This is a genomic window from Burkholderia sp. MSMB1589WGS (assembly GCF_001636105.1).
In the GTDB taxonomy this organism is placed as follows: Bacteria; Pseudomonadota; Gammaproteobacteria; order Burkholderiales; family Burkholderiaceae; genus Burkholderia; species Burkholderia humptydooensis.
This window is the reverse complement of record NZ_LNJT01000007.1, coordinates 1376547-1399131: the sequence shown is the minus strand read 5'-3', so window position 1 is coordinate 1399131 and position 22585 is coordinate 1376547. Positions and strand designations below refer to the sequence as shown.

General features: G+C 68.6%; 22 protein-coding genes. 16 read left to right on the top strand and 6 right to left on the bottom strand.

Annotation, left to right across the window (positions count from 1 at the left end; translation table 11 throughout):
• Nucleotides 1-30 precede the first annotated feature (30 nt).
• The 3 genes from WT16_RS14385 to WT16_RS14375 all read left to right on the top strand — a co-directional run bounded on the left by WT16_RS14385 (nucleotide 31) and on the right by WT16_RS14375 (nucleotide 3012).
• A complete protein-coding gene (locus WT16_RS14385; RefSeq protein WP_009913601.1) occupies nucleotides 31-1353 on the top strand; it encodes a C4-dicarboxylate transporter DctA in 1323 nt (440 codons plus the stop codon).
• A 111-nt stretch (nucleotides 1354-1464) separates the two neighbouring features.
• Nucleotides 1465-2475, top strand: a complete 1011-nt coding sequence (alc, locus tag WT16_RS14380) for an allantoicase (RefSeq protein ID WP_006025245.1) — start codon at nucleotides 1465-1467, stop codon at nucleotides 2473-2475.
• Nucleotides 2476-2487: 12 nt separating this feature from the next.
• Nucleotides 2488-3012, top strand: a complete 525-nt coding sequence (locus tag WT16_RS14375; RefSeq protein WP_063533575.1) for an ureidoglycolate lyase — start codon at nucleotides 2488-2490, stop codon at nucleotides 3010-3012.
• Between the two features lie 119 nt (nucleotides 3013-3131).
• Here WT16_RS14375 and fur read toward each other — a convergent pair whose 3' ends face one another.
• The gene (gene fur / locus WT16_RS14370) at nucleotides 3132-3560 is read right to left on the bottom strand and encodes a ferric iron uptake transcriptional regulator (protein ID WP_006025247.1); all 429 of its coding nucleotides are present in this window, start codon (nucleotides 3558-3560) and stop codon (nucleotides 3132-3134) included.
• A 153-nt stretch (nucleotides 3561-3713) separates the two neighbouring features.
• Here fur and bamE point away from each other — a divergent pair, with 153 nt between their 5' ends.
• From bamE to WT16_RS14325, 9 genes are all read left to right on the top strand, one after another.
• Nucleotides 3714-4511, top strand: coding sequence for an outer membrane protein assembly factor BamE (gene bamE, locus WT16_RS14365; RefSeq protein ID WP_015601067.1), 798 nt, complete (start codon nucleotides 3714-3716; stop codon nucleotides 4509-4511).
• Between the two features lie 74 nt (nucleotides 4512-4585).
• A complete protein-coding gene (dapB, locus tag WT16_RS14360; protein WP_009913595.1) occupies nucleotides 4586-5383 on the top strand; it encodes a 4-hydroxy-tetrahydrodipicolinate reductase in 798 nt (265 codons plus the stop codon).
• Between the two features lie 19 nt (nucleotides 5384-5402).
• On the top strand, nucleotides 5403-6098 hold the full coding sequence (locus WT16_RS14355) for a MotA/TolQ/ExbB proton channel family protein (protein ID WP_015601715.1): 696 nt from the start codon (nucleotides 5403-5405) through the stop codon (nucleotides 6096-6098).
• 40 nt (nucleotides 6099-6138) lie between these two features.
• Complete coding sequence (locus tag WT16_RS14350) at nucleotides 6139-6654, top strand: biopolymer transporter ExbD (protein ID WP_063533574.1); 516 nt, start codon at nucleotides 6139-6141, stop codon at nucleotides 6652-6654.
• Nucleotides 6655-6825: 171 nt separating this feature from the next.
• Nucleotides 6826-9420 (top strand): leucine--tRNA ligase, encoded by a 2595-nt coding sequence (leuS, locus tag WT16_RS14345; RefSeq protein ID WP_063533573.1) that lies wholly within the window; start codon nucleotides 6826-6828, stop codon nucleotides 9418-9420.
• Between the two features lie 44 nt (nucleotides 9421-9464).
• Nucleotides 9465-10016 (top strand): LPS assembly lipoprotein LptE, encoded by a 552-nt coding sequence (gene lptE, locus WT16_RS14340; protein WP_015601197.1) that lies wholly within the window; start codon nucleotides 9465-9467, stop codon nucleotides 10014-10016.
• A 42-nt stretch (nucleotides 10017-10058) separates the two neighbouring features.
• Nucleotides 10059-11147 carry a DNA polymerase III subunit delta gene (gene holA, locus WT16_RS14335; RefSeq protein WP_063533572.1) on the top strand — a complete coding sequence of 363 codons (1089 nt, stop codon included), beginning with the start codon at nucleotides 10059-10061 and terminating at the stop codon, nucleotides 11145-11147.
• 149 nt (nucleotides 11148-11296) lie between these two features.
• Nucleotides 11297-12568 carry a glutamate-5-semialdehyde dehydrogenase gene (locus WT16_RS14330; RefSeq protein ID WP_063533571.1) on the top strand — a complete coding sequence of 424 codons (1272 nt, stop codon included), beginning with the start codon at nucleotides 11297-11299 and terminating at the stop codon, nucleotides 12566-12568.
• A 16-nt stretch (nucleotides 12569-12584) separates the two neighbouring features.
• A complete protein-coding gene (locus WT16_RS14325) occupies nucleotides 12585-13007 on the top strand; it encodes a CopD family protein (protein WP_009913587.1) in 423 nt (140 codons plus the stop codon).
• Nucleotides 13008-13024: 17 nt separating this feature from the next.
• Here the strand turns inward: WT16_RS14325 and WT16_RS14320 are convergent, their stop codons facing one another.
• From WT16_RS14320 to WT16_RS34905, 3 genes are all read right to left on the bottom strand, one after another.
• Nucleotides 13025-13411, bottom strand: a complete 387-nt coding sequence (locus WT16_RS14320) for an MAPEG family protein (RefSeq protein ID WP_006025257.1) — start codon at nucleotides 13409-13411, stop codon at nucleotides 13025-13027.
• Nucleotides 13412-13501: 90 nt separating this feature from the next.
• Complete coding sequence (locus WT16_RS14315) at nucleotides 13502-14368, bottom strand: MurR/RpiR family transcriptional regulator (protein WP_006025258.1); 867 nt, start codon at nucleotides 14366-14368, stop codon at nucleotides 13502-13504.
• A 122-nt stretch (nucleotides 14369-14490) separates the two neighbouring features.
• Nucleotides 14491-14682 (bottom strand): hypothetical protein, encoded by a 192-nt coding sequence (locus tag WT16_RS34905; protein WP_075644950.1) that lies wholly within the window; start codon nucleotides 14680-14682, stop codon nucleotides 14491-14493.
• Here WT16_RS34905 and edd point away from each other — a divergent pair.
• The 4 genes from edd to WT16_RS14295 all read left to right on the top strand — a co-directional run bounded on the left by edd (nucleotide 14668) and on the right by WT16_RS14295 (nucleotide 19290).
• Nucleotides 14668-16521: a phosphogluconate dehydratase gene (edd, locus tag WT16_RS14310; protein ID WP_015600784.1), complete on the top strand. Its 1854-nt coding sequence runs from the start codon at nucleotides 14668-14670 to the stop codon at nucleotides 16519-16521. The genes WT16_RS34905 and edd overlap by 15 nt on opposite strands.
• Before the next feature lie 19 nt (nucleotides 16522-16540).
• Nucleotides 16541-17167 carry a bifunctional 4-hydroxy-2-oxoglutarate aldolase/2-dehydro-3-deoxy-phosphogluconate aldolase gene (gene eda / locus WT16_RS14305; RefSeq protein ID WP_006025261.1) on the top strand — a complete coding sequence of 209 codons (627 nt, stop codon included), beginning with the start codon at nucleotides 16541-16543 and terminating at the stop codon, nucleotides 17165-17167.
• Nucleotides 17168-17390: 223 nt separating this feature from the next.
• On the top strand, nucleotides 17391-18752 hold the full coding sequence (locus WT16_RS14300) for a GntP family permease (RefSeq protein WP_015600646.1): 1362 nt from the start codon (nucleotides 17391-17393) through the stop codon (nucleotides 18750-18752).
• Between the two features lie 13 nt (nucleotides 18753-18765).
• Nucleotides 18766-19290, top strand: a complete 525-nt coding sequence (locus WT16_RS14295; RefSeq protein WP_006025263.1) for a gluconokinase — start codon at nucleotides 18766-18768, stop codon at nucleotides 19288-19290.
• Nucleotides 19291-19402: 112 nt separating this feature from the next.
• Here WT16_RS14295 and purB read toward each other — a convergent pair whose 3' ends face one another.
• Together purB and WT16_RS14285 are read right to left on the bottom strand one after the other, a co-directional pair.
• Nucleotides 19403-20791 carry an adenylosuccinate lyase gene (gene purB / locus WT16_RS14290; RefSeq protein WP_063533570.1) on the bottom strand — a complete coding sequence of 463 codons (1389 nt, stop codon included), beginning with the start codon at nucleotides 20789-20791 and terminating at the stop codon, nucleotides 19403-19405.
• Nucleotides 20792-20898: 107 nt separating this feature from the next.
• Nucleotides 20899-22305, bottom strand: coding sequence for an MFS transporter (locus WT16_RS14285; RefSeq protein ID WP_063533569.1), 1407 nt, complete (start codon nucleotides 22303-22305; stop codon nucleotides 20899-20901).
• Between the last annotated feature and the right edge of the window lie 280 nt (nucleotides 22306-22585).

Genomic DNA, 22585 nt, shown 5'->3' with positions numbered 1-22585 from the left:
AATCCGCAACCGTTGTGACGGGAGAACGCCGTGTCGAAGTTTCTCAATTCGCTGTTTGGTCGGGTGGTCATCGCGCTGTTGATCGGCGTGGCGCTCGGCGCTTTCTTCCCGCACTTCGCGCAGTCGCTGCGGCCATTGGGTGACGGGTTCCTGAAGCTGATCAAGATGGTGATCGGGCCGATCGTGTTCTGCGTCGTCGTGAGCGGCATGGCGAACGCGGGCGATCTGAAGAAGGTCGGCCGCGTCGGCCTGAAGGCCGTCGTCTATTTCGAGGCGATGACAACGCTCGCGCTCGGCATCGGCCTCGTGCTCGCGTACCTGACGAAGCCGGGTGTCGGGATGAACGTCGATCTGCATACGCTTGACGCCGCGTCGCTCGCCGATTACGCGAAGAACGCGCAGAGCCTGAAGGACACGGCGGGCTATCTGCTGAAGATCATCCCCGAGACCGCATTCGATGCGTTCGCGAAAGGCGACATCCTGCAGATCCTCGTGTTCTCGGTGCTGTTCGGTTCCGCGCTGTCGCTGCTCGGCGACAAGGCGAAGCGCGTGAACACGCTGATCGACGAATTCGCGCAGGTGTTTTTCCGCGTGATGGGCTTCATCATCAAGCTCGCGCCGCTCGGCGTGCTCGGCGCGATCGCGTTCACGACCGGCAAGTACGGCGTCGCGTCGCTCAAGCAGCTCGGCCTGCTCGTGATCGTGTTCTACGCGAGCTGCGTCGTGTTCGTCGCGATCGTGCTCGGCGCGGTGATGAGGCTTGCGGGCTTCTCGGTGTTCAAGCTGATCCGCTATCTGCGCGAGGAGCTGCTGATCGTGCTCGGCACCGCGTCGTCGGACGCCGTGCTGCCGCAGGTGATGCGCAAGCTCGAATGGATGGGCGTGAAGGACTCGACGGTCGGCCTCGTGATCCCGACCGGCTACTCGTTCAACCTCGACGGCTTCTCGATCTACCTGACGCTCGCCGTGCTCTTCATCGCGCAGGCGACCAACACGCCGCTGTCGATGCACGACCTGATCGTCGTGCTGCTCGTGTCGCTCGTCACGTCGAAGGGCGCGCACGGGATTCCGGGCTCGGCGATCGTGATTCTCGCCGCGACGCTGTCGGCGATCCCCGCGCTGCCCGTGCTCGGCCTCGTGCTGATCCTGCCCGTCGACTGGTTCGTCGGCATCGCGCGCGCGCTCACGAACCTGCTCGGCAACTGCGTTGCGACGATCGTCGTCGCGGTGTGGGAGCACGACATCGACCGCGCCCGCGCGAAGCGCGTGCTGAACGAAGAGCTGCGCTACGTGCCGGCGGGCGAGGAAAGCCCGAACGGCGCGATCGCGGACGGCGGCGCGCACGCGCTCTGACGCGGCGCCGCCCGGCGTCGCGCGCCGGCGCGGCGGTTCGCGCCGGCGCTTCGTTTTTCAGGTTTTCGGTTTTTCCGCTTTTCGGACCTACATCCAACAACAGGAGACGACATGGCCGCCCCGATCATCGATCCGAACGCGCCCGCGTTCACGCGCCGCTACATGAATCTCGCCGATCCGCGCCTCGGCGCGAAGGCGCTCTTCGCGAGCGACGAATTCTTCGCGCCGAAGGAGCGGATGCTCGATCCGGAGCCCGCCGTGTTCATCCCCGGCAAGTACGACGACCACGGCAAATGGATGGACGGCTGGGAGACGCGCCGCAAGCGCACGACGGGGCACGACTTCTGCGTCGTGCGGCTCGCGCGGCCGGGCGTCGTGTACGGCGTCGATCTCGACACGAGCCACTTCACCGGCAATTTCCCGCCCGCCGCGTCGATCGACGCGTGCGTGTCGGACGCGGACACGCCGGCGGACGACGCCGTCTGGGAGACGCTCGTGCCCGCGACGACGCTCGCGGGCAACCAGCATCACTACATCGACGTGAGCAATCCTCGCGCCTATACGCACCTGCGCGTGAACCTGTATCCGGACGGCGGGCTCGCGCGGCTGCGCGTGTACGGCCAGCCGCAGCGCGACTGGAGCCGCGCGGCGCGCGGCGAGCTCGTCGATCTCGCCGCGATCGAGAACGGCGCGTATCTCGTCGCCGCGAACAACGAGCACTTCGGCCCCGCGTCGCGGATGCTGATGCCCGGGCGCGGCGCGAACATGGGTGACGGCTGGGAGACGCGCCGCCGCCGCGAGCCCGGCAACGACTGGGCGATCGTCGCGCTCGCGCGGCCCGGCGTGATTCGCAGGGTCGAAGTCGATACCGCGCACTTCAAGGGCAATTTCCCGGACCGCTGCTCGCTGCAGGCGGCGCGCGTCGCGGGCGGCACCGACGCGTCGCTCGTCACGCAGGCGATGTTCTGGCCGGTGCTGCTCGGCGAGCAGCCGCTCAGGATGGACAGCGTGCACACGTTCGAGACGGAGCTCGCCGCGCTCGGCCCCGTCACGCACGTGCGCCTGAACATTCATCCGGACGGCGGCGTGTCGCGGCTGCGCCTCTGGGGCGAGCTCGCGTAACGGGGGGCGCGCATGCAGACGCTGCATACCTTGCGCCTCGAGCGCCTGACGCGGGAAGCGTTCGCGCCGTTCGGCGACGTGATCGAACTCGCGGGTGCCCGCCGCTTCCTGATCAACGGCGGGACGACGGAGCGCTTCCACGATCTCGCGTCGATCGACGTCACGGAGGCGGGCGGGCTGCCGCTCGTGAGCCTTTTTCGCGCGCAGCCGCGCGCGTGGCCGATCGAGGTCGACATGATGGAGCGGCATCCGCTCGGCAGCCAGGCGTTCGTCCCGCTCGCGGCGGTCGCGCGCTACGCGATCGTCGTGGCTCCCGCGGGCGAATTCGATCCGACCCGGATGCGCGCGTTTCTCGCGCAGGGCTGGCAAGGCGTCAATTATGCGAAGGGTGTCTGGCACCATCCGCTCCTCGCGCTCGATGCGGTGAGCGATTTCGTCGTGATCGATCGCGGCGGCGCGCAGCCGAACTGCGACGAGATCGCGCTCGACGCGCACCGGCGGCTCGTCGCGGACGACGCGCACGCAAGCGCCGCCTGACGCGCGCCGGATTGGCGCTCGACGCGCACGCGAGGCGCGACGCAAAAAGGCCCAGCCTGGCTTGCGCCGGCTGGGCCTTGCGCATGCGCGGCGCTCGGGCCGCGCGCCGAGTGCTGGCCTCAGTGCTTGCGATAGGGGCAGTTTTCCGTCGTGCAGGTGCCGTACATCGCGAGCGAATGCTCCTGCAGCTTGAAGCCGCGTTCCTTCGCGATCGCCTGCTGGCGGGTTTCGATCTCGGCGTCGAAGAACTCTTCGACGCGGCCGCAATCGATACACACGAGATGATCGTGGTGCGAGCCTTCGTTCAGCTCGAACACGGCCTTGCCGGATTCGAAGTTGCTGCGCGAGAGCAGGCCCGCCTGCTCGAACTGGGTGAGCACGCGGTAGACGGTTGCGAGGCCGATGTCGAGCTCCTCGTGCAGCAGGTTGCGATAGACGTCTTCAGCCGTCAGGTGGCGTACCGGGCTTTGCTGGAAAATTTCGAGGATCTTGAGGCGCGGTAGGGTGGCCTTGAGCCCGATGTTTTTGAGATCGGTCGGATTGGTCATGGCTAGGCGTCCCTAGAGTACAATGCAGGGCTTCAATAGTACCGGCTTTTCGCCTTTTCAGTCATCTGTGACATTCTCGCGCGGCCTCGGACAAGGGCCAGCACGGTGAGGGACATGATTCCAAGATCGCTTTTGCAACTTCAGAGGAGCCGCGTGCGGAGCACCGTTATCGCAGCCGTCGCCGTGGTCGGACTGGCCGCCTGTTCGTCGTACGACAGCGTGACCCAACGGATCGCGCAGAGCATTACGCCGTATCGGATCACCGTCGTCCAGGGCAACTTCGTGTCGCAGGAAAAGGCGTCGCAACTGCAGGTCGGCATGTCGCGCGAGCAGGTGCGCGCGCTGCTCGGCACGCCGCTTCTGACCGACATGTTCCATGCGGATCGCTGGGACTACATCTTCTACTTCAAGCGCGGCTCGACGTCGGTCGTCCAGCAGCGCGATCTCGTGGTGAATTTCGCGGGCGACCGCCTCGCGGGCTGGACAGGCGCCGACAATCTGCCGTCCGAGCTCGATCTGCTCGCCGACATCGACGGCGATCGTCGCGGCAAGAAGGCGCGCAAGGCGGCTGCGGCCGCGAGCGCCGCGTCCGCGCCGGAGGTTGCGGCGGCGGCGCCCGAAGCCGCGCAGGCGGCGGACCAGAGCGACGCGAACGCGCAGGCGGCGCGCGCGGCGAACCGCGCGACCGCGCAGGTGTCCGGCCAGAGCGGCGCGGCGGCCCGCTTCTCGCCGTCCGCGCAGGCGGCGCCGAACGCTCCGACCCCTGGCGGCTTGCCGCCCGGCGCCGCGCCCGCGATCCAGCCGCAGTTCCAGTTCCATCGTCCGCCTCCGCCGGCCGCCACGCAGGGCGGCGCGAGCCAGCCGGTCGGCCCCCAGGGCGCCGACAGCCTGCCGAACCAGCCGCTCACGGCGCCCGCGCCCGCATCCGGCGCGCAGGGAACGGGCGGCTGATCCGGCAGTCCGAACCAATCCGGGGCGGCGCGCGCCGCCCGTCTTTCATTCGTAGCAGGTAGCGCATGTCGTCCATGAAGATTGCGATTGCTGGTGCGTCCGGCCGGATGGGCCGGATGCTGATCGAAGCGGTGCTCGCCGCGCCCGACGCGACGCTCGCCGGCGCGCTCGACCGCACGGGCTCGCCGCAGCTCGGCCAGGACGCGGGCGCGTTCCTCGGCAAACAGACCGGGGTCGCGCTCACCGACGATATCGAGCGCGTGTGCGCCGAAGCCGACTGCCTGATCGACTTCACGCGCCCCGAGGGCACGCTCGCGCATCTGGATGCGGCGCTGCGCCACGACGTGAAGCTCGTGATCGGCACGACGGGCTTCAGCGAGCCGCAGAAGGCGCAACTGCGCGCGGCGGGCGAGAGGATCGCGCTCGTGTTCTCGGCGAACATGAGCGTCGGCGTGAACGTCACGATGAAGCTGCTCGAATTCGCGGCGAAGCAGTTCGCGCAAGGCTACGACATCGAGATCATCGAGGCGCATCACCGGCACAAGGTCGATGCGCCGTCCGGCACCGCGCTGATGATGGGCGAGACGATCGCCGCCGCGACAGGCCGCTCGCTCGACGAATGCGCGGTCTACGGCCGCCACGGCGTGACGGGCGAGCGCGATCCGTCGACGATCGGCTTCTCGGCGATCCGCGGCGGCGACATCGTCGGCGATCACACGGTGCTCTTCGCCGGCATCGGCGAGCGCATCGAGATCACGCACAAATCGGCGAGCCGCGTGTCGTACGCGCAAGGGGCGCTGCGCGCGGCGCGCTTCCTCGCCGGCCGCGAGACCGGCTTCTTCGACATGCAGGACGTGCTCGGCCTGCGCTGAGCGCCACTTCCGGGCATCGATGGCGACCCCGACCGGCATCCTCCATTACCTCGAGAGCGGCGACGCCGTCACGCACGCGGTTGCTTACGTGCTGCTCGCGATGTCGATCGCGAGCTGGTGCTTCCTGATCGTGAAGGCGTGGGTGCTGGTGCGCGCGAAGCGCCAGGGGCCCGGAGCGCTCGCCGCGTTCTGGCGCGCGGCGACGCTCGACGACGGCGTCGCGGCACTGCGCGCAGCCGACAAGGAGCGCGTGTTCGCGCCGCTCGCCGAGGCCGCGCGCGATGCCGACGCCGCGTCGCGCGTCGAGCCGCATGCGCTCTTTGCGCGCGTCGAGCGCGGAGAGCGGGTGCTGCGCGCGCTGCGCCACGCGCTGCGCGCGTCGCAGCGGCGGCTCGAATTCGGCCAGGTGCTGCTCGCGTCGATCGGCAGCACCGCGCCGTTCGTCGGCCTGCTCGGCACCGTCTGGGGGATCTATCACGCGCTCGGCAGCATCGCGGCGAGCGGGCAGGCGCAGATCGAGAACGTCGCCGGCCCGGTCGGCGAGGCGCTCATCATGACCGCGTTCGGCCTGGTCGTCGCGATTCCGGCCGTGCTCGCGTACAACATCCTCGGGCGGCTCGTGCGCCAGCTCGTCGAGGAGCTCGACGGCTTCGCACGCGATCTGCACGTGTTCGTCTGCGGCGAGCCGGCCGCAACCCCGGCCGCCGCGCCCTGACGGGCGGCGTCGATCCGATACACCCAGCGAGGAGGGCGGCATGGCGTTCGGCGGACTCGATCATCAGCACACGTCGCAGCCGATGGCGGACATCAACATGACGCCGCTCATCGACGTGATGCTCGTGCTGCTCGTCATCTTCATCATTACCGCGCCGCTCTTGACGCACGCGATCCGGCTCGATTTGCCGAAGGTCGCGGCGGCGCCCGCGCGCGAGACGCCCGAGACGATCACGGTGTCGATCGACACGGCGGGCAAGCTGTACTGGAACGACGCGCCCGTCGCGCCCGATGCGCTCGCCGCGCGGCTGCGCGACGCGGCGGCGGGCGGCAAGGACCCGGAGCTGCACCTGCGCGCGGCGCGCGACACCCGCTACGACACGATCGCGCAGGTGATGGGCGCCGCGCAGCAGGCGGGCGTCGCGCGGATCGGCTTCGTCACCGACGCGCCCGCGCCGCCGCCGGCCCGGCAGTCGCCGCCGCGCGCCGCGCCGCAGCAGCCGCGGCCGCAATCGCGGCCGCAATCGCAGCCGCAATCGCCTGCCGCGCCGCGCTGATCGCGGCCCGCGCCCGCTCGGACGGCGTTGCTGGCCGGCGCGGACGGTATAATCGACGTTTTCCCTGCGCCGCGCCCCGGCCGCCGGGGAAGCGCGACTTTCGATCCACTCGAGCGCGCGTGCCCGGCGCTTCGCGCCGCGCGCCGCTCAACGCCCAGCCCGAACCACACCATGCACGAAAGATACGTACCCGCCGACGTCGAAGCCGCCGCCCAGAGCGACTGGCGCGCAGCCGATGCCTACCGCTCGACGGAAGACGCGAACCGCAAGAAGTTCTACTGCGTGTCGATGCTGCCTTACCCGTCCGGCAAGCTGCACATGGGCCACGTGCGCAACTACACGATCAACGACGTGATGTACCGCTATCTGCGGATGAACGGCTACAACACGCTGATGCCGATGGGCTGGGACGCGTTCGGGATGCCGGCCGAGAACGCCGCGATGGCCAACGGCGTGCCGCCCGCGCAGTGGACGTACGAGAACATCGCGTACATGAAGAAGCAGATGCAGTCGATGGGCCTCGCGATCGACTGGTCGCGCGAGGTCACGACCTGCAAGCCCGACTACTACAAGTGGAACCAGTGGCTGTTCCTGAAGATGCTCGAGAAGGGCATCGCGTACAAGAAGACGGGCATCGTGAACTGGGACCCGGTCGACCAGACCGTGCTCGCGAACGAGCAGGTGATCGACGGGCGCGGCTGGCGCTCGGGCGCGCTCGTCGAAAAGCGCGAGATCCCGATGTACTACATGCGGATCACGCAGTACGCGGACGAGCTGCTGAACGATCTCGACGGCCTCGGCTGGCCCGAGCGCGTGAAGATCATGCAGCAGAACTGGATCGGCAAGAGCTTCGGCGTGAACTTCGGCTTCCCGTACGCGCTCGACGGCGAGCAGAAGCTGCTGCGCGTGTTCACCACGCGCGCGGACACGATCATGGGCATCACGTTCTGCGCGATCGCGGCCGAGCATCCGCTCGCCGCGCGGCTTGCGCAGGACAAGCCCGAGCTGCAGGCGTTCATCGACGAATGCAGGCACGGCGGCGTCGCCGAGGCCGACATCGCGACGATGGAGAAGAAGGGCGTCGCGACGGGTTTTTCGGTGTCGCATCCGCTCACGGGCGCGCCCGTCGAGGTGTGGATCGGCAACTACGTGCTGATGAGCTACGGCGAGGGCGCGGTGATGGGCGTGCCCGCGCACGACGAGCGCGACTTCGCGTTCGCGAAGAAGTACGGCCTGCCGATCCAGCAGGTGATTTCCGCGGAAGGCGAGACGTACTCGACCGACGCGTGGCAGGAGTGGTACGCCGACAAGACGCGCGCCGTGTGCGTGAACAGCGGCAAGTACGACGGCCTCGCGTACGACGCGGCCGTCGACGCGATCGCGGCCGACCTGAAGGCGGGCGGCTTCGGCGACAGGCAGATCACGTACCGGCTGCGCGACTGGGGCATTTCGCGTCAGCGCTACTGGGGCACGCCGATTCCGATCATCCATTGCCCGTCCTGCGGCGACGTGCCGGTGCCGGAGCAGGACCTGCCCGTCGTGCTGCCGGAAGACCTCGTGCCGGACGGCACGGGCAACCCGCTCGCCAAATCCGACGCGTTCCTGAACTGCGCGTGCCCGAAGTGCGGCGCGGCCGCGAAGCGCGAAACGGACACGATGGACACGTTCGTCGATTCCGCGTGGTACTTCTCGCGCTACGCGGCGCCCGACGCCGAGACGATGGTCGATGCGCGCACCGACTACTGGATGCCGATGGATCAATACATCGGCGGCATCGAGCACGCGATCCTGCACCTGCTGTACTCGCGCTTCTGGGCGAAGGTGATGCGCGACCTCGGCCTCGTCGCGTTCGGCGAGCCGGCGAAGAACCTGCTCACGCAGGGGATGGTGCTCAACGAGACGTTCTTCCGCGAGGACGCGGCGGGCAAGAAGACCTGGTACAACCCGGCCGACGTCACCGTGTCGTTCGACGACAAGGGGCGCCCCGTCGGCGCGGTGCTGAAGGCGGACGGGCAGCCGGTCGAGCTGGGCGGCATCGAGAAGATGTCGAAGTCGAAGAACAACGGCGTCGATCCGCAGATGCTGATCGACCATTACGGCGCCGACACCGCGCGCCTTTTCACGATGTTCGCCGCGCCGCCCGAGCAGCAGCTCGAGTGGTCGGGCGCGGGCGTCGACGGCGCGAGCCGCTTCCTGCGCCGCGTGTGGGCGTTCGGCTTCGCGAACCGCGAGGCGCTCGCCGTGCGCGCGTCGTTCGACGCCGCGCAGCTCGCCGAAGCGGACAGGACGTTGCGCCGCGAGATCCACGGCGTGCTGAAGCAGGCCGATTTCGACTACCAGCGGCTGCAGTACAACACGGTCGTGTCGGCCGCGATGAAGATGCTGAACGCGATCGAAGGCGCGAAGGGCGCGACGCCCGCCGTGCAGCGCGAGACCTACGGCGTGCTGCTGCGCGTGCTGTATCCGGTCGTGCCGCACGTCACGTTCGAGCTGTGGAAGGCGCTCGGCTACGCGGACGAGTACGCGCCGCTCCTCGACGCGCCGTGGCCGAAGGTCGACGAGGCCGCGCTCGAGCAGGCCGAGATCGAGCTCGTGCTGCAGATCAACGGCAAGGTGCGCGGCGCGCTGAAGGTCGCGACGGATGCGAGCCGCGAGGCGATCGAGGCGGCGGCCGTCGCCGACGAGATGTTCGCGAAATTCGCCGAAGGCAAGCCGGCGAAGAAGATCATTGTCGTGCCGGGCCGTCTCGTGAACGTCGTCGTCTGACGGCGCGCGCGGGCGGGGCAGGCATGCATCAGCAAGGAGCGAAGGTGATCCGCAGATCGTTTTTGATGCTCGTGGGCAGCGCGATGCTGTTGTCCGCGTGCGGTTTCAAGCTGCGCGGGCAGCAGGACTACGCGTTCAAGCGCTTGTTCATCGCCGGCGCGCCGCCCGCCGCGGCGGCGCGGCTCACGCGCCTCGTCGAGGCCGGCAGCGACACGAAGATCGTCAAGACGCCCGACGAGGCGGACGCGGTGCTGAACCTCGCGGAATCGCGCGGCCAGGGCACGCTGACGCTCGACCGGTTCGGCACGGTGCAGGAATACCAGCTTAACTACTCGCTGAACTACACGCTTCTGGCCAAGGATGGCACCGCGCTGATTCCGCCTTCGCTGATCGCGCTCAACCGCGCGATGACGTACAGCGCGCAGTACACGAACGCGAAGGCGCAGGAAGCCGAGATCCTGTTCGCGGACATGCAGAACGACGCGATCGATCAACTGATGCGCCGCCTCGCGATCGTTCGCACGCTGCATCCGGAGCCGGGCAAGGGCGTGCCGGCCGTCGCGCCGCGCGCGCCGCTGCCGCCGCCGCCGCTGTGATCGCCGCGTTCCTTTCTTCCTCAACGATCGACGCTCGAACCGATGCAACTGCGACTTGACGCGCTGGAGCCGCATCTCTCGAAGGGGCTCGCCGGACTGTACGTCGTCTATGGCGACGAGCCGCTGCTCGCGCAGGAGGCGTGCGACAAGATCCGCGCCGCCGCGCGCGCGGCGGGCTTCACCGAGCGCTCGGTGCACACCGTCGAGCGCGGCTTCGACTGGAGCACGCTGATTGGCGCGAGCCAGGCGATGTCGCTGTTCGGCGAGCGGCAGCTCGTCGAGCTGCGGATTCCGTCCGGCAAGCCGGGCAAGGACGGCGCCGACGCGCTGAAGACGCTCGCCGGCGCGGACAACCCGGACGTGCTGATGCTCGTCACGCTGCCGCGGCTCGATTCGGCGACGCAGAAATCCGCGTGGTTCACGGCGCTCGCGAACGGCGGCGTCGCGCTGAAGATCGACCCCGTCGAGCGCGCGCAATTGCCGAACTGGATCGGCCAGCGGCTCGCGCTGCAGGGGCAGCGGGTCGCGCCGGGCGACGACGGGCGGCGCGCGCTCGCGTTCGTCGCCGAGCGGGTCGAAGGCAATCTGCTCGCCGCGCATCAGGAAATCCAGAAGCTCGGCCTGCTGTATCCGGCCGGTGCGCTGACGTTCGAGCAGATCCAAGACGCGGTGCTGAACGTCGCGCGCTACGACGTGTTCAAGCTCAACGAGGCGATGCTCGCGGGCGACGCCGCGCGGCTTGCGCGGATGATCGACGGCCTGAAGGGCGAGGGCGAGGCGCTCGTGCTCGTGCTGTGGGCGGTCGTCGAGGAATTGCGCACGCTGCTGCGGATCAAGCGCGGCGTCGCGGCCGGCAAGCCGCTTGCCGTGCTCGTGCGCGAGAACCGCGTGTGGGGGCCGCGCGAGCGGCTCGTCGGACCCGCGCTGTCGCGCGTATCGGAGGCGGCGCTCGAGCACGCGCTCGCGTTCGCCGCGCGGCTCGATCGGCAGGTCAAGGGGCTTTCCGCCGTGTCGCGCGGTGCGGCGCGCGGCGAGCCGCCGCCCGATCCGTGGGACGGCCTGTTCCAGCTCGCGATGACCGTCGCGCGCGCGTCCGGGCCAGGCGGCGACGCGCCGCGCCGGCCCGCCTGAGCGCGCTTTCGCGCCGGCGCTTACAATCAGGCGGCGTGAACCGGTCGGCGTGAACCGGCCGCGCGAGCGCCGACGCGGCGCCCGACGCCCCCCGTTTTCCGACAATCGTTTTTTCGCCGCTCGACGCGGCTTGCATTGCGAGTCTCACGATGGATATCGATCAGTACATGACGGACGTCGGCCGCCGCGCGCGGCGCGCCTCGCGCGAGATCGCGCGCGCGTCCACCGCGGCGAAGAACGCCGCGCTCGAAGCTGTCGCGCAGGCAATCGAGCGCGACGCCGACGCACTGAAGGCGGCCAACGCGCGCGACGTCGCGCGCGCGAAGGACAAGGGCCTCGACGCGGCGTTCGTCGATCGCCTGACGCTGTCGGACAAGGCGCTGAAGACGATGGTCGAGGGGTTGCGCCAGGTCGCGACGCTGCCGGACCCGATCGGCGAGATGAGCAACCTCAAGTACCGCCCGAGCGGAATCCAGGTCGGCCAGATGCGCGTGCCGCTCGGCGTGATCGGCATCATCTACGAATCGCGGCCGAACGTGACGGTCGACGCGGCCGCGCTGTGCCTGAAATCCGGCAACGCGACGATCCTGCGCGGCGGCTCGGAGGCGCTCGAGTCGAACACCGCGCTCGCGAGGCTGATCGGCGAAGGGCTCGCCGCGGCGGGGCTGCCGCAGGACGCGGTGCAGGTGGTCGAGACGGCCGATCGCGCGGCGGTCGGCAAGCTGATCACGATGACCGACTACGTCGACGTGATCGTGCCGCGCGGCGGCAAGAGCCTGATCGAGCGGCTGATCAACGAGGCGCGCGTGCCGATGATCAAGCATCTCGACGGCATCTGCCACGTGTACGTCGACGATCGCGCGAGCGTGACGAAGGCGCTCACCGTCTGCGACAACGCGAAGACGCACCGCTACGGCACCTGCAACACGATGGAGACGCTGCTCGTCGCGCGCGGGATCGCGCCCGCGGTGCTGTCGCCGCTCGGCCGGCTGTATCGCGAGAAGGGCGTCGAACTGCGCGTCGACGCCGATGCGCGCGCGGCGCTCGAGGCGGCGGGCGTCGGCCCGCTCGTCGACGCGACCGAGGAAGACTGGCGCACCGAATATCTCGCGCCGGTGCTCGCGATCAAGATCGTCGACGGCATCGACGCCGCGATCGAGCACATCAACGAGTACGGCTCGCATCACACCGACGCGATCGTCACCGAGGATCACGACCGCGCGATGCGCTTCCTGCGCGAAGTCGATTCGGCGAGCGTGATGGTGAACGCGTCGACACGCTTTGCCGACGGCTTCGAGTTCGGCCTCGGCGCGGAGATCGGCATCTCGAACGACAAGCTGCACGCACGCGGCCCGGTCGGGCTCGAAGGGCTCACGTCGCTGAAGTACGTGGTGCTCGGGCACGGCGAAGGGCGTCAGTGACGAAGGAGAACGATCGATGACGATGCTCTGGGTCAAGACCTTTCATATCGTGCTGATCGCGTCGTGGTTCGCGGGGCTCTTTTATTTGCCGCGCATCTACGTGAACCTCGCGATGGAAACCGATCCCGCCGCGGTCCGGCGGCTGCTCGCGATGGCGCGCAAGCTGTTGCGCTTCATGACGATCATCGCGGTGCCCGCGCTCGCGTGCGGGCTGTGGCTGTGGCTCGTGATCGGCATCGGGCAGGGGCAGGGCTGGGTGCACGCGAAGCTCGCGGTCGTGCTGTTGCTCGTCGTCTATCACGCGTACTGCGGGCATCTGCTGAAGGTGTTCGAGCGCGGAGAGAACCGCCGGTCGGACAAGTGGTATCGCGTGTTCAACGAGCTGCCGGTGCTCGGGATGCTCGCCGCCGTCGCGCTCGCGGTGATCAAGCCGTTCTGACGCGGGCGCGCGTCATTTCAACGCAACAGCGTCGCGCATAGCGCCAGTCCGGCCAGGTAGGTTCCGAGCGCGCCGACGAACCGGGCCGGATTGGGCTTCGCCATCGTCGGCCATGCGATCAGCCCGACGACGAGGAGGCAGCGGCACACGGTGGCCGCGACGATCAGCGACACGGTCGCCGCCGAAGGCGATCGCGCGCCGAGATAGAGAAACAGCGCCGCGAGGAATGGCGCATATTCGGCCGTATTGGCATGCGCACGGACGAGCTTGTGCAGCCGGTTCGCCGGGTCCGGCTGATGGCCCGAGCCGGTGCGCTCGCGAAAACGCATCATCGACACGGACAAGCCGAGGCCGAACAGCAGGCATCCCAGAACGGCGACGCATACGAGTGCAACGTTGTTCATCTTGATGTGCCTCTCTGACAGGAAATCGACGAACGCCGGTTGGGCGCACGCGCGCGCACGTCGGTCTTCCGGTGCGCGCCGCGCTTCGTTTTACACCTTTGCTTTTTCCTTTGCCACGCCCGCGTCGCCGATCCGCCGCCGCGTGATCGCCTCCTTCGCGCGGCCGAGCCGGTCGACGAGCTCGGGCCCGCGCCGCAGCGCGACGCCGACCGCGAGAATGTCGCCGATCGCGAGATGCGACATGCGCGACGTCATTGGCGAGAACACGTCGGTTTCCTCGGCGACGTTCGACGCGAGGCTCACCGTCGACAACTGCGCGAGCGGCGAATGGCTGTGCGTGATCGAGATCACCTTCGCGCCGCACGCGAGCGCCGCGCGCGCGGCGTCGACGATGTCGCGCGTGCGCCCCGTGTTCGAGATCGCGACGACGACGTCGTTCGCGCCGAGGAGCGCCGCCGACATCGAGAACGTGTGCGGGTCCGAATACGCGACGCTCGGCACGCCGAGCCGGAAGAACTTGTGCTGGATGTCCTGCGCGGCGATGCCCGAGCCGCCGGCGCCGTAGAACTCGATGCGCGACGCGCGCGTGAGCAGCTCGATCGCGTCGGCGACGCTCGTCGCCGACAGGCTGTTGCGCACCTCGATCAGCGCGCCGATCGTGCGGTCGAACACCTTGCCGATGATGCCGGGCGCGCGCTCGTCGGGCTCGACGTCGCGATACACCGACGCGACGCCCGGCGCGACGCTCTGCGCGAGCCGGATCTTGAACTCGCGAAAGCCGCTGCAGCCGAGCGCCTGGCAAAAGCGCGCGATCGTCGGCTGGCTCGCGCCCGCGCGCGCAGCGAGCTCGGTCATCGACAGATCGAGCACCTCGCGCGGCGCGGCGAGCACGAAATCGGCGAGCTTGCGCTCGGACGGGCGGAGCTGGGCGCGGATCGCCTCGATACGGGGGAGCATGGTGCGAAAAGGCGCGTGAAATGACAGGACAGACGCTAGTATCACGATTGTCTTGTAGAAAATCTACAAGAATTTTCTAGCGATTGCCACTATGTGTCGATCATCAGGTATCAGGGTTAACACTAGGTTAATGTGCCGTATCTAAAGGCTATGGCGATGCGTTGCCGATTGTTTTGCTGCGCTGCGAGATTGCGGGTGTGTAGTTTTTCTACTAAACTCGCGCCGTTCGTCCGACGACACGGACGTCCCCACGATTCCAGCTTGCCGGCCCCGCCCGGCTCATGTGAGGAGCGCCCAGCATGGCCACGCTGCACCCCACTCTTGCGTCCGTCACCGAGCGCGTGATCGCGCGCAGCCGCCCGACCCGCCAAGCCTATCTCGCCCGCATCGACGCCGCGCAAGGCCGCTTCCCGGCGCGCGGCGCGCTGTCGTGCGCGAACCTCGCACACGGCTTCGCGGGCCTGGAAGGCAGCGACAAGTTCGCGATCAAGGCGATCCGCGAGCCGAACATCGGCATCGTGTCGGCGTACAACGAGATGCTGTCCGCGCATGCGCCGTACAAGAGCTTTCCCGACATCATCAAGGCGGCCGCGCGCGAGCGCGGCGGCGTCGCGCAGTTCGCGGGCGGCGTGCCGGCGATGTGCGACGGCGTCACGCAAGGCAACGCGGGAATGGAGCTGTCGCTGTTCTCGCGCGAAGTGATCGCGATGAGCACGGCTGTCGCGCTCACGCACAACATGTTCGATGCGGCCCTTTGTCTCGGCATCTGCGACAAGATCGTGCCGGGCCTCTTGATCGGCGCGCTGCAGTTCGGCCATCTGCCGACGATCTTCGTGCCGGCCGGCCCGATGACGAGCGGCCTGTCGAACGACGACAAGGCGAAGATCCGCCAGCAGTTCGCGACGGGCCAGGTGGGCCGCGACGCGCTGCTCGAAGCGGAATCGGCCGCGTATCACGGCCACGGCACCTGCACGTTCTACGGCACCGCGAACAGCAACCAGATGCTGATGGAAGTGATGGGGCTGCATCTGCCGGGCTCGGCGTTCGTCCATCCGCACACGCCGCTGCGCGACGCGCTGACGGCCGAGGCCGCGCGCCGCGTGCTCGAGCTCACGGCCGAGCGCGGCCAGTACACGCCGATCGGCCACGTGATCGACGAGCGCGCGATCGTCAACGGGATCGTCGCGCTGCTCGCCACGGGCGGCTCGACGAACCATACGCTGCACCTCGTAGCGATCGCGCGCGCGGCCGGCATCCTGATCGACTGGAACGATTTCGACGAACTGTCGGCCGCGGTGCCGCTCCTCGCGAAGATCTACCCGAATGGCAAGGCCGACGTGAACCATTTCCACGCGGCGGGCGGCATTGCGTTCCTCGTGCGCAACCTGCTCGAAGGCGGCCTGCTGCACGAAGACGTGACGACGGTCGCGGGCAAGGGGCTCGCGCACTACACGAAGGAGCCGCGCTTGCTCGACGGCGAGCTGACGTGGGTCGACGGCGTCGGCGCGAGCGCCGACGACAAGGTGCTGCGGCCGATCGCCGCGCCGTTCCAGCCGGATGGCGGGCTGCGCCTGATGCAGGGCAGGCTCGGGCGCGGCGTGATCAAGATTTCGGCGGTCGCGCCGGAGCACCGCAAGGTGACGGCGCCCGCGATCGTGTTCGATTCGCAGGAAGCCGTGCAGGCCGCGTTCGACGCGGGCGAATTGAAGCGCGATTTCGTCGCGGTCGTGCGCTTCCAGGGCGCGCGCGCGAACGGGATGCCGGAGCTGCACCGGCTGACGCCGCTCCTCGGCGTGCTGCAGGACCAGGGCTTTCGCGTCGCGCTCGTGACGGACGGCCGGATGTCGGGCGCGTCGGGCAAGGTGCCGGCCGTGATCCACGTGTCGCCCGAGGCGCTCTTGAGCGGCCCGCTCGGCAAGGTGCAGACGGGCGATACGATCGTGATCGACGCGCAAGCCGGCGTGCTCGACGTCGAGATCGACGATCGAGCATGGGCGGCGCGCGCGATCGCGCAGCCCGCGCATCAGGCGGAAAACGAAGTCGGCTTCGGCCGCGAACTGTTCGGCGTGTTCCGCGCGGCGGCCGCGCCGGCGGAGCAGGGCGCGTCGGTGTTCGGCGCGTTGGTGGGCGAAGCGGCGCACGTCACCGCATAAGCGAAAAGGAGTCGCATTGATGAAGACGATTGGCGAGATCGTGAAGCTGGGCCCGGTGATTCCGGTGCTCGCGTTCGATTCGGTCGAACAGGGCGAACAGGTGTCGCGCGCGTTGCACGCGGGCGGCGTGAAGGTGCTCGAAATCACGCTGCGCACCGCGGCCGGGCTCGAAGCGATCAAGCGCGCGAGCGAGCTCGCCGACGACATCGTCGTCGGCGTCGGCACGATCACGAAGCCCGGGCAGTGCGCGCTCGCGAAGCAGGCGGGCGCGAAGTTCGGCGTGTCGCCGGGCCTCACGAAGGAGATGCACGAGGCGGCCGTCGACGCCGGCCTGCCGCTTCTGCCCGGCGTGATGACGCCGACCGACATCATCGTCGCGCTCGAGCTCGGCTACGAGATCGTGAAGTTCTTCCCCGCGCAGCAGGCGGGCGGCGTGCCGATGCTGCAGGCGTTCCACGGCCCGTTCCCGGCGCTCAAGTTCTGCCCGACGGGCGGCATCACCGCCGAGACCGCGCCGAGCTTCCTGAAGCTGCCGAACGTCGTGTGCGTCGGCGGCTCGTGGCTCACGCCGAAGGCGGCGCTCGCCGCGCAGGACTGGGCCGAGGTCACGCGCCTCGCGCAGGCGGCGAGCGGTCTCGCACGCTGAGCGCGATCGCTTGGCCGCACCCGGAAAACCCTCGGACGAAACAATCGATCTGGTTGTTTTTCCGAGGGTTTTTGCTTATGGAACCGGTTCTATCGCGACCTGATAAACAAAAGTAAAATTCAGCGTCCCGACGGGCGGCGAGCCGCCTCGTTTCGGAGAACTCTGCATAGCCGGGCGGCGGCAAGCCGCGTCCGGCCCGATATATCCCAAGGAGGAGTGCTACATGGGGGCTGTCCAAGGCAGCATGCTGCTGATTTACACCGTGATCGCGATCGCGGTGCTGATCCTGATGATCGCGCGCTACAAGGTCTATCCGTTCCTCGTGCTGATCATCGTGTCGCTCGGTCTCGGCCTCGTGGTCGGCATGCCGATGGACAAGATCGTGAAATCGTTCGAGGGGGGCACGGGCGGCACGCTCGGCCACATCGCGATCGTCGTCGGCCTCGGCACGATGCTCGGCAAGATGATGGCCGAATCGGGCGGTGCCGAGCGGATCGCGACCACGCTGATCGACTGGTTCGGCGAGAAGAACATCCACTGGGCGATGATGTTCGTCGCGATCATCGTCGGCCTGCCCGTGTTCTTCGAAGTCGGCTTCGTGCTCCTGATCCCGATCGCGTTCAACGTCGCGAAGCGCACCGGCAAATCGCTCCTCGTCGTCGGGCTGCCGATGGTCGCGGGCCTGTCGGTCGTGCACGGGCTGATTCCGCCGCACCCGGCGGCGCTCCTCGCCGTTCAGCAATACGGCGCCGACATCGGCAAGACGATCGCGTATGGCCTCATCGTCGGCGTGCCGACCGCGATCGTCGCGGGGCCGCTGTTCGCGCTCACGATCTCGAAGTTCGTGAAGCTGCCGGAGCACAACCCGCTCGCGTCGCAATTCGTCGAGACGCGCGCGCCGGGCGAGCAGCGCGAACTGCCGGGCTTCGGCATCACGCTGTTCACGATCCTGCTGCCCGTCGTGTTGATGCTCGTCGGCAGTTGGGCCGATCTCGTGTTCGCGCCGAAGTCGCTGCCGAACAGCCTGCTGCGCTTTGCCGGCAATTCGGACGTCGCGCTCCTGATCGCCGTGCTCGTGAGCTTCTTCACGTTCGGCAAGCTGCAGGGCTTCAATCGCGAGCAGATCCAGAAGTTCTGCGGCGATTGCCTCGCGCCGATCGCGGGCATCACGCTGATCGTCGGCGCGGGCGGCGGTTTCGGCGGTATCCTGCGCGACAGCGGCATCTCGCAGCAGATCGTCGCGACCGCGACGCACGCGCATCTGTCGCCGCTTCTGCTCGGCTGGTTCGTCGCGGCGCTGATCCGTCTCGCGACGGGCTCGGCGACCGTCGCGATGACGACCGCGTGCGGGATCGTCGCGCCGATCGCGGCGGCCTCGGGCGTCACGGTGAGGCCGGAGCTGCTCGTGCTCGCGACGGGCTCGGGCTCGCTGATCTTCTCGCACGTGAACGACGGCGGCTTCTGGCTGATCAAGGAATATTTCGGGATGACCGTGGGCCAGACGTTCAAGACGTGGACGCTGCTCGAAACGATCATCTCGGTGCTCGGTCTCGCCTTCACGCTGGTGCTGAGCGCGGTTCTGTAACAAGGGGTAGTCAATGATTCTGATCGCAATGGGCGTGTCGGGCGCGGGCAAGTCGCGGATCGGCGAAATGCTCGCGGAACGCCTGTCATGCAGCTATACCGATGGCGACGCGTTTCACAGCGCCGCCAACAAGGAAAAGATGCACCACGGGATTGCTCTCACCGACGAGGACCGCTGGCCGTGGCTGCGCTCGATCCGCGAGGCCATCGAGGCGAAGCGGCGCGCGGGCGAGACGGCGGTGTTCACGTGCTCGTCGCTCAAGCGCGCGTACCGCGACATCCTGCGCGGCAACGATCGCGACGTGCGCTTCGTCTATCTGAAGGGTTCGTTCGACGTGCTGCGCGAGCGGCTGAAGACGCGCACCGGGCACTTCTTCGATCCGTCGCTGCTGCAAAGCCAGCTCGACACGCTCGAGGAGCCGGGCCCGGACGAGGCGATCGAAGTCAGCATCGAGTTGACGCCCGACGAGATCGTCGAGCGCGTGATGAGCCAGCTCGGCAGCGAGCGGCAGCAGCAACAGCAGCAACAGCAACAGTGACGGCGCGCGGCCGCGGCGCGGCCGCCGTCGCCGATCGCCGCGCTGCGGCGGCAAAAAGAAAGGCGCCCTGCGAATTGCAGGGCGCCTTTCTTCATCGTGTCGACGACGCGCGTTACGCGATGCGCTTCGCGAGCTCGACCGCCTTGCCGATGTACGACGCGGGCGTCATCGCGAGAAGACGCGCCTTCGCGTCCTCGGGAATCGCGAGCGTGCCGATGAACTGCCGCAGCGCGTCGCGCGTGATGCCCTTGCCGCGCGTGAGTTCCTTCAACTGCTCGTACGGGTTCTCGATGCCGTAGCGGCGCATCACCGTCTGCACCGGCTCGGCGAGCACTTCCCAGCAGTTGCCGAGGTCTTCGTTCAGGCGCTGCGGGTTCACTTCGAGCTTGTCGAGGCCGCGGATCAGCGCGTCGTACGCGAGCAGCGAATAGCCGAGCGCGACGCCCATGTTGCGCAACACCGTCGAATCGGTCAGGTCGCGCTGCCAGCGCGAGACGGGCAGCTTGTCGGCGAGGTGGCGCAGCGTCGCGTTCGCGAGGCCGAGGTTGCCTTCCGAGTTCTCGAAGTCGATCGGGTTGACCTTGTGCGGCATCGTCGACGAGCCGATCTCGCCCGCCTTCGTCTTCTGCTTGAAGTAGCCGACCGAGATGTAGCCCCACACGTCGCGATCGAGGTCGAGCAGGATCGTGTTCGCGCGCGAAACGGCGTCGAACAGCTCGGCCATGTAGTCGTGCGGCTCGATCTGGATCGTGTACGGGTTGAACGTGAGCTTCAGGCGGTTCTCGATCACGTCGCGCGAGAACGCTTCCCAGTCGAACTCCGGATATGCGGACAGGTGCGCGTTGAAGTTGCCGACCGCGCCGTTCATCTTGCCGAGGATTTCGACCCGCTCGATGCGCTCGATCGCGCGCGCGAGGCGCGCGGCGACGTTCGCGATTTCCTTGCCGAGCGTCGTCGGGCTGGCCGGCTGGCCATGCGTGCGCGAGAGCATCGGCTGCTCGGCGTGCGCGTGCGCGAGCGCGACGAGGCGGCCGTGCACCGTGCGCAGCGCGGGCAGGATCACGTGCTGGCGCGCGCCGGCGAGCATCATGCCGTGCGACGTGTTGTTGATGTCTTCCGACGTGCACGCGAAATGGATGAATTCGCTCGCGCGCTCGAGCTCGGCCTGGCCCTTGACGGATTCCTTCAGCCAGTACTCGACGGCTTTCACGTCATGGTTCGTCACGCGCTCGATTTCCTTGATGCGCGCGGCGTCGTGCGCGGTGAAGCGCTCGACGAGCTGCAGCAGGAACTGCTCGGCGGCTTCCGGGAAGCGCGGCACCTCGGCGAAGCCGGCGCGCGACAGCGCGATCAGCCAGTGCACCTCGACGGTGACGCGGTGGCGCATGAAGGCGGCTTCGGAGAGCCAGTCGCGCAGCGCTTCGGTCTTGCTGGCGTAGCGGCCGTCGATCGGCGAGAGCGCGGTGAGGGCGAAAAGGATATCGGGACGGGTGTCGGACATGATCGGGCTGGAGGCGCGCGGCCGCGGTTCAAACGTGAAGGGGAGAACCGCGGATTTTACCATCGGCGCGCGGCCGCCCGGCCGCCGCGCGCCGCCGCCGGAAAATCTCAGTCGCCGGCGCGCGCCGCGCCGCCGATCGGCATCCCGGCGCCCGCCGCCGGCTCGGCCGCGGCGAGCTCGGGCGCGGCCCAGCGCAGCCACTGCGCGCGCAGCATCACGAGCGCGGCGAGCGCGCAGGTCGAGAGCGCGCCGAACGTCGCGAAACCGAGCTGGTAGCTGCCCGTGCTTTCCTTCGCGATGCCCATCACGACGGGCAGATAGAAGCCGCCGATGCCGCCCGCCGCGCCGACGATGCCGGACAGCAGGCCGGTCTTGCCCTTCCAGCGGTGCGGGACGAGCTGGAACGTCGAGCCGTTGCCGAGGCCGAACGCGACGTACAGGCACACGAGGAGCGCGATCCCGCCCGCGAGCGGCGGCATCACGGCCGCGAACGCGAAGTCGGCGGCGGCGATCGCGGCGAGGATCACCATCAGCGCGCGCACGCCGGTGATGCGGTCGGCGAGGTGGCCGCCGAACGGGCGCACGATCGCGCCGAGGAACGCGAGCAGCGACATGAAGAGGCCCGCTTCGATCTTCGGCATCTGATAGAGCGTCGTGAGAAGCAGCGTCACGTACGACGACATCCCGACGAAGCCGCCGAACGTGATGCTGTAGATCAGCATGATGACCCACGTGTCGCGCTCGGCGAGCACCGCGCGATAGCGGCCGGGCAGCACGGCGATCGCGAGGAGCGCGCCCATCACGGGCAGCAGCAGCACGCCCGTCTTGCCCGCGCCGAACGCGCCCGCATGCACGGCGAGCACGAGCGCGACGAGGCCGACGAGCGTGAGCACGAACGCGCCGAACGCGCGTTTCGCGTTGCCCGACTTCTCGCCGCGGTCGTCGGCCCACGCGAAGAGCGCGAAGCCCGCGATCGCGAGGAGCGGCAGCGCGGCGGCCGTCGAGAATTTCCAGCCGAGCGCGGCCGCGATGTGCGGGAACATGAAGCCGTCGAGCACCGCGCCGATGTTGCCCGCGGCGGCGAGACCGAGCACGAGGCCCTGCACCTTCGGCGGATAGCTGCTGCCTGCCATCGGCAGCGCGACCGCGAAGCTCGCGCCGCCGATCCCGAGGAACACGCCGAGCACGAGGAGCAGCGTGTACGACGGCGTGCCGGGCACGAACGGCAGCACGACGGCGGGCAGCGCGGACAGCAGCACGCCCATCAGCGAGATGCGCCGGCCGTCGGCGGACTGGTAGAGGTTGCCGAGCGTGACGCGCAGGATGGCCGCCGCGAGCACCGGCACCGCGACGAGGAAGCCCTGTTGCGCGGCCGTCATCGTGATGTCCTTGCCGATGAACGGCGCGAGCGGGCCGTACAGCACCCAGACGGTGAAGCCCGTGTCGAAGTAGAGGAAGCACGCGAGAAGCGAGCGCCAGTTGCCGCTTCGGAGGGAGGTGCGCAGAGTATCCATCGGTGAAGCCTCGCGTATGCCGGTCGACGGCGGATGGTGGAAATGGGGCGACGAGCCGGTGCGCTGTTCCGCAAGCTTCATGCCAATGGGGTGCATGTTTTTGTTTCAAACGGCGCGAGCGCACGCCGGGCAAGGCAGGCGGGAAAGGCGGCGAAAGCAATGAAAGCGGCTGGCGAGTGGCGCTCGCGCGACGGCGCGGCGCTCGCGCGCACCGGCGGCAGGCGCGCGCGAGCGCCGCGCGGCACTGCGCCTGTGCGTGCGCGCGGCATTGGTGCGGGGT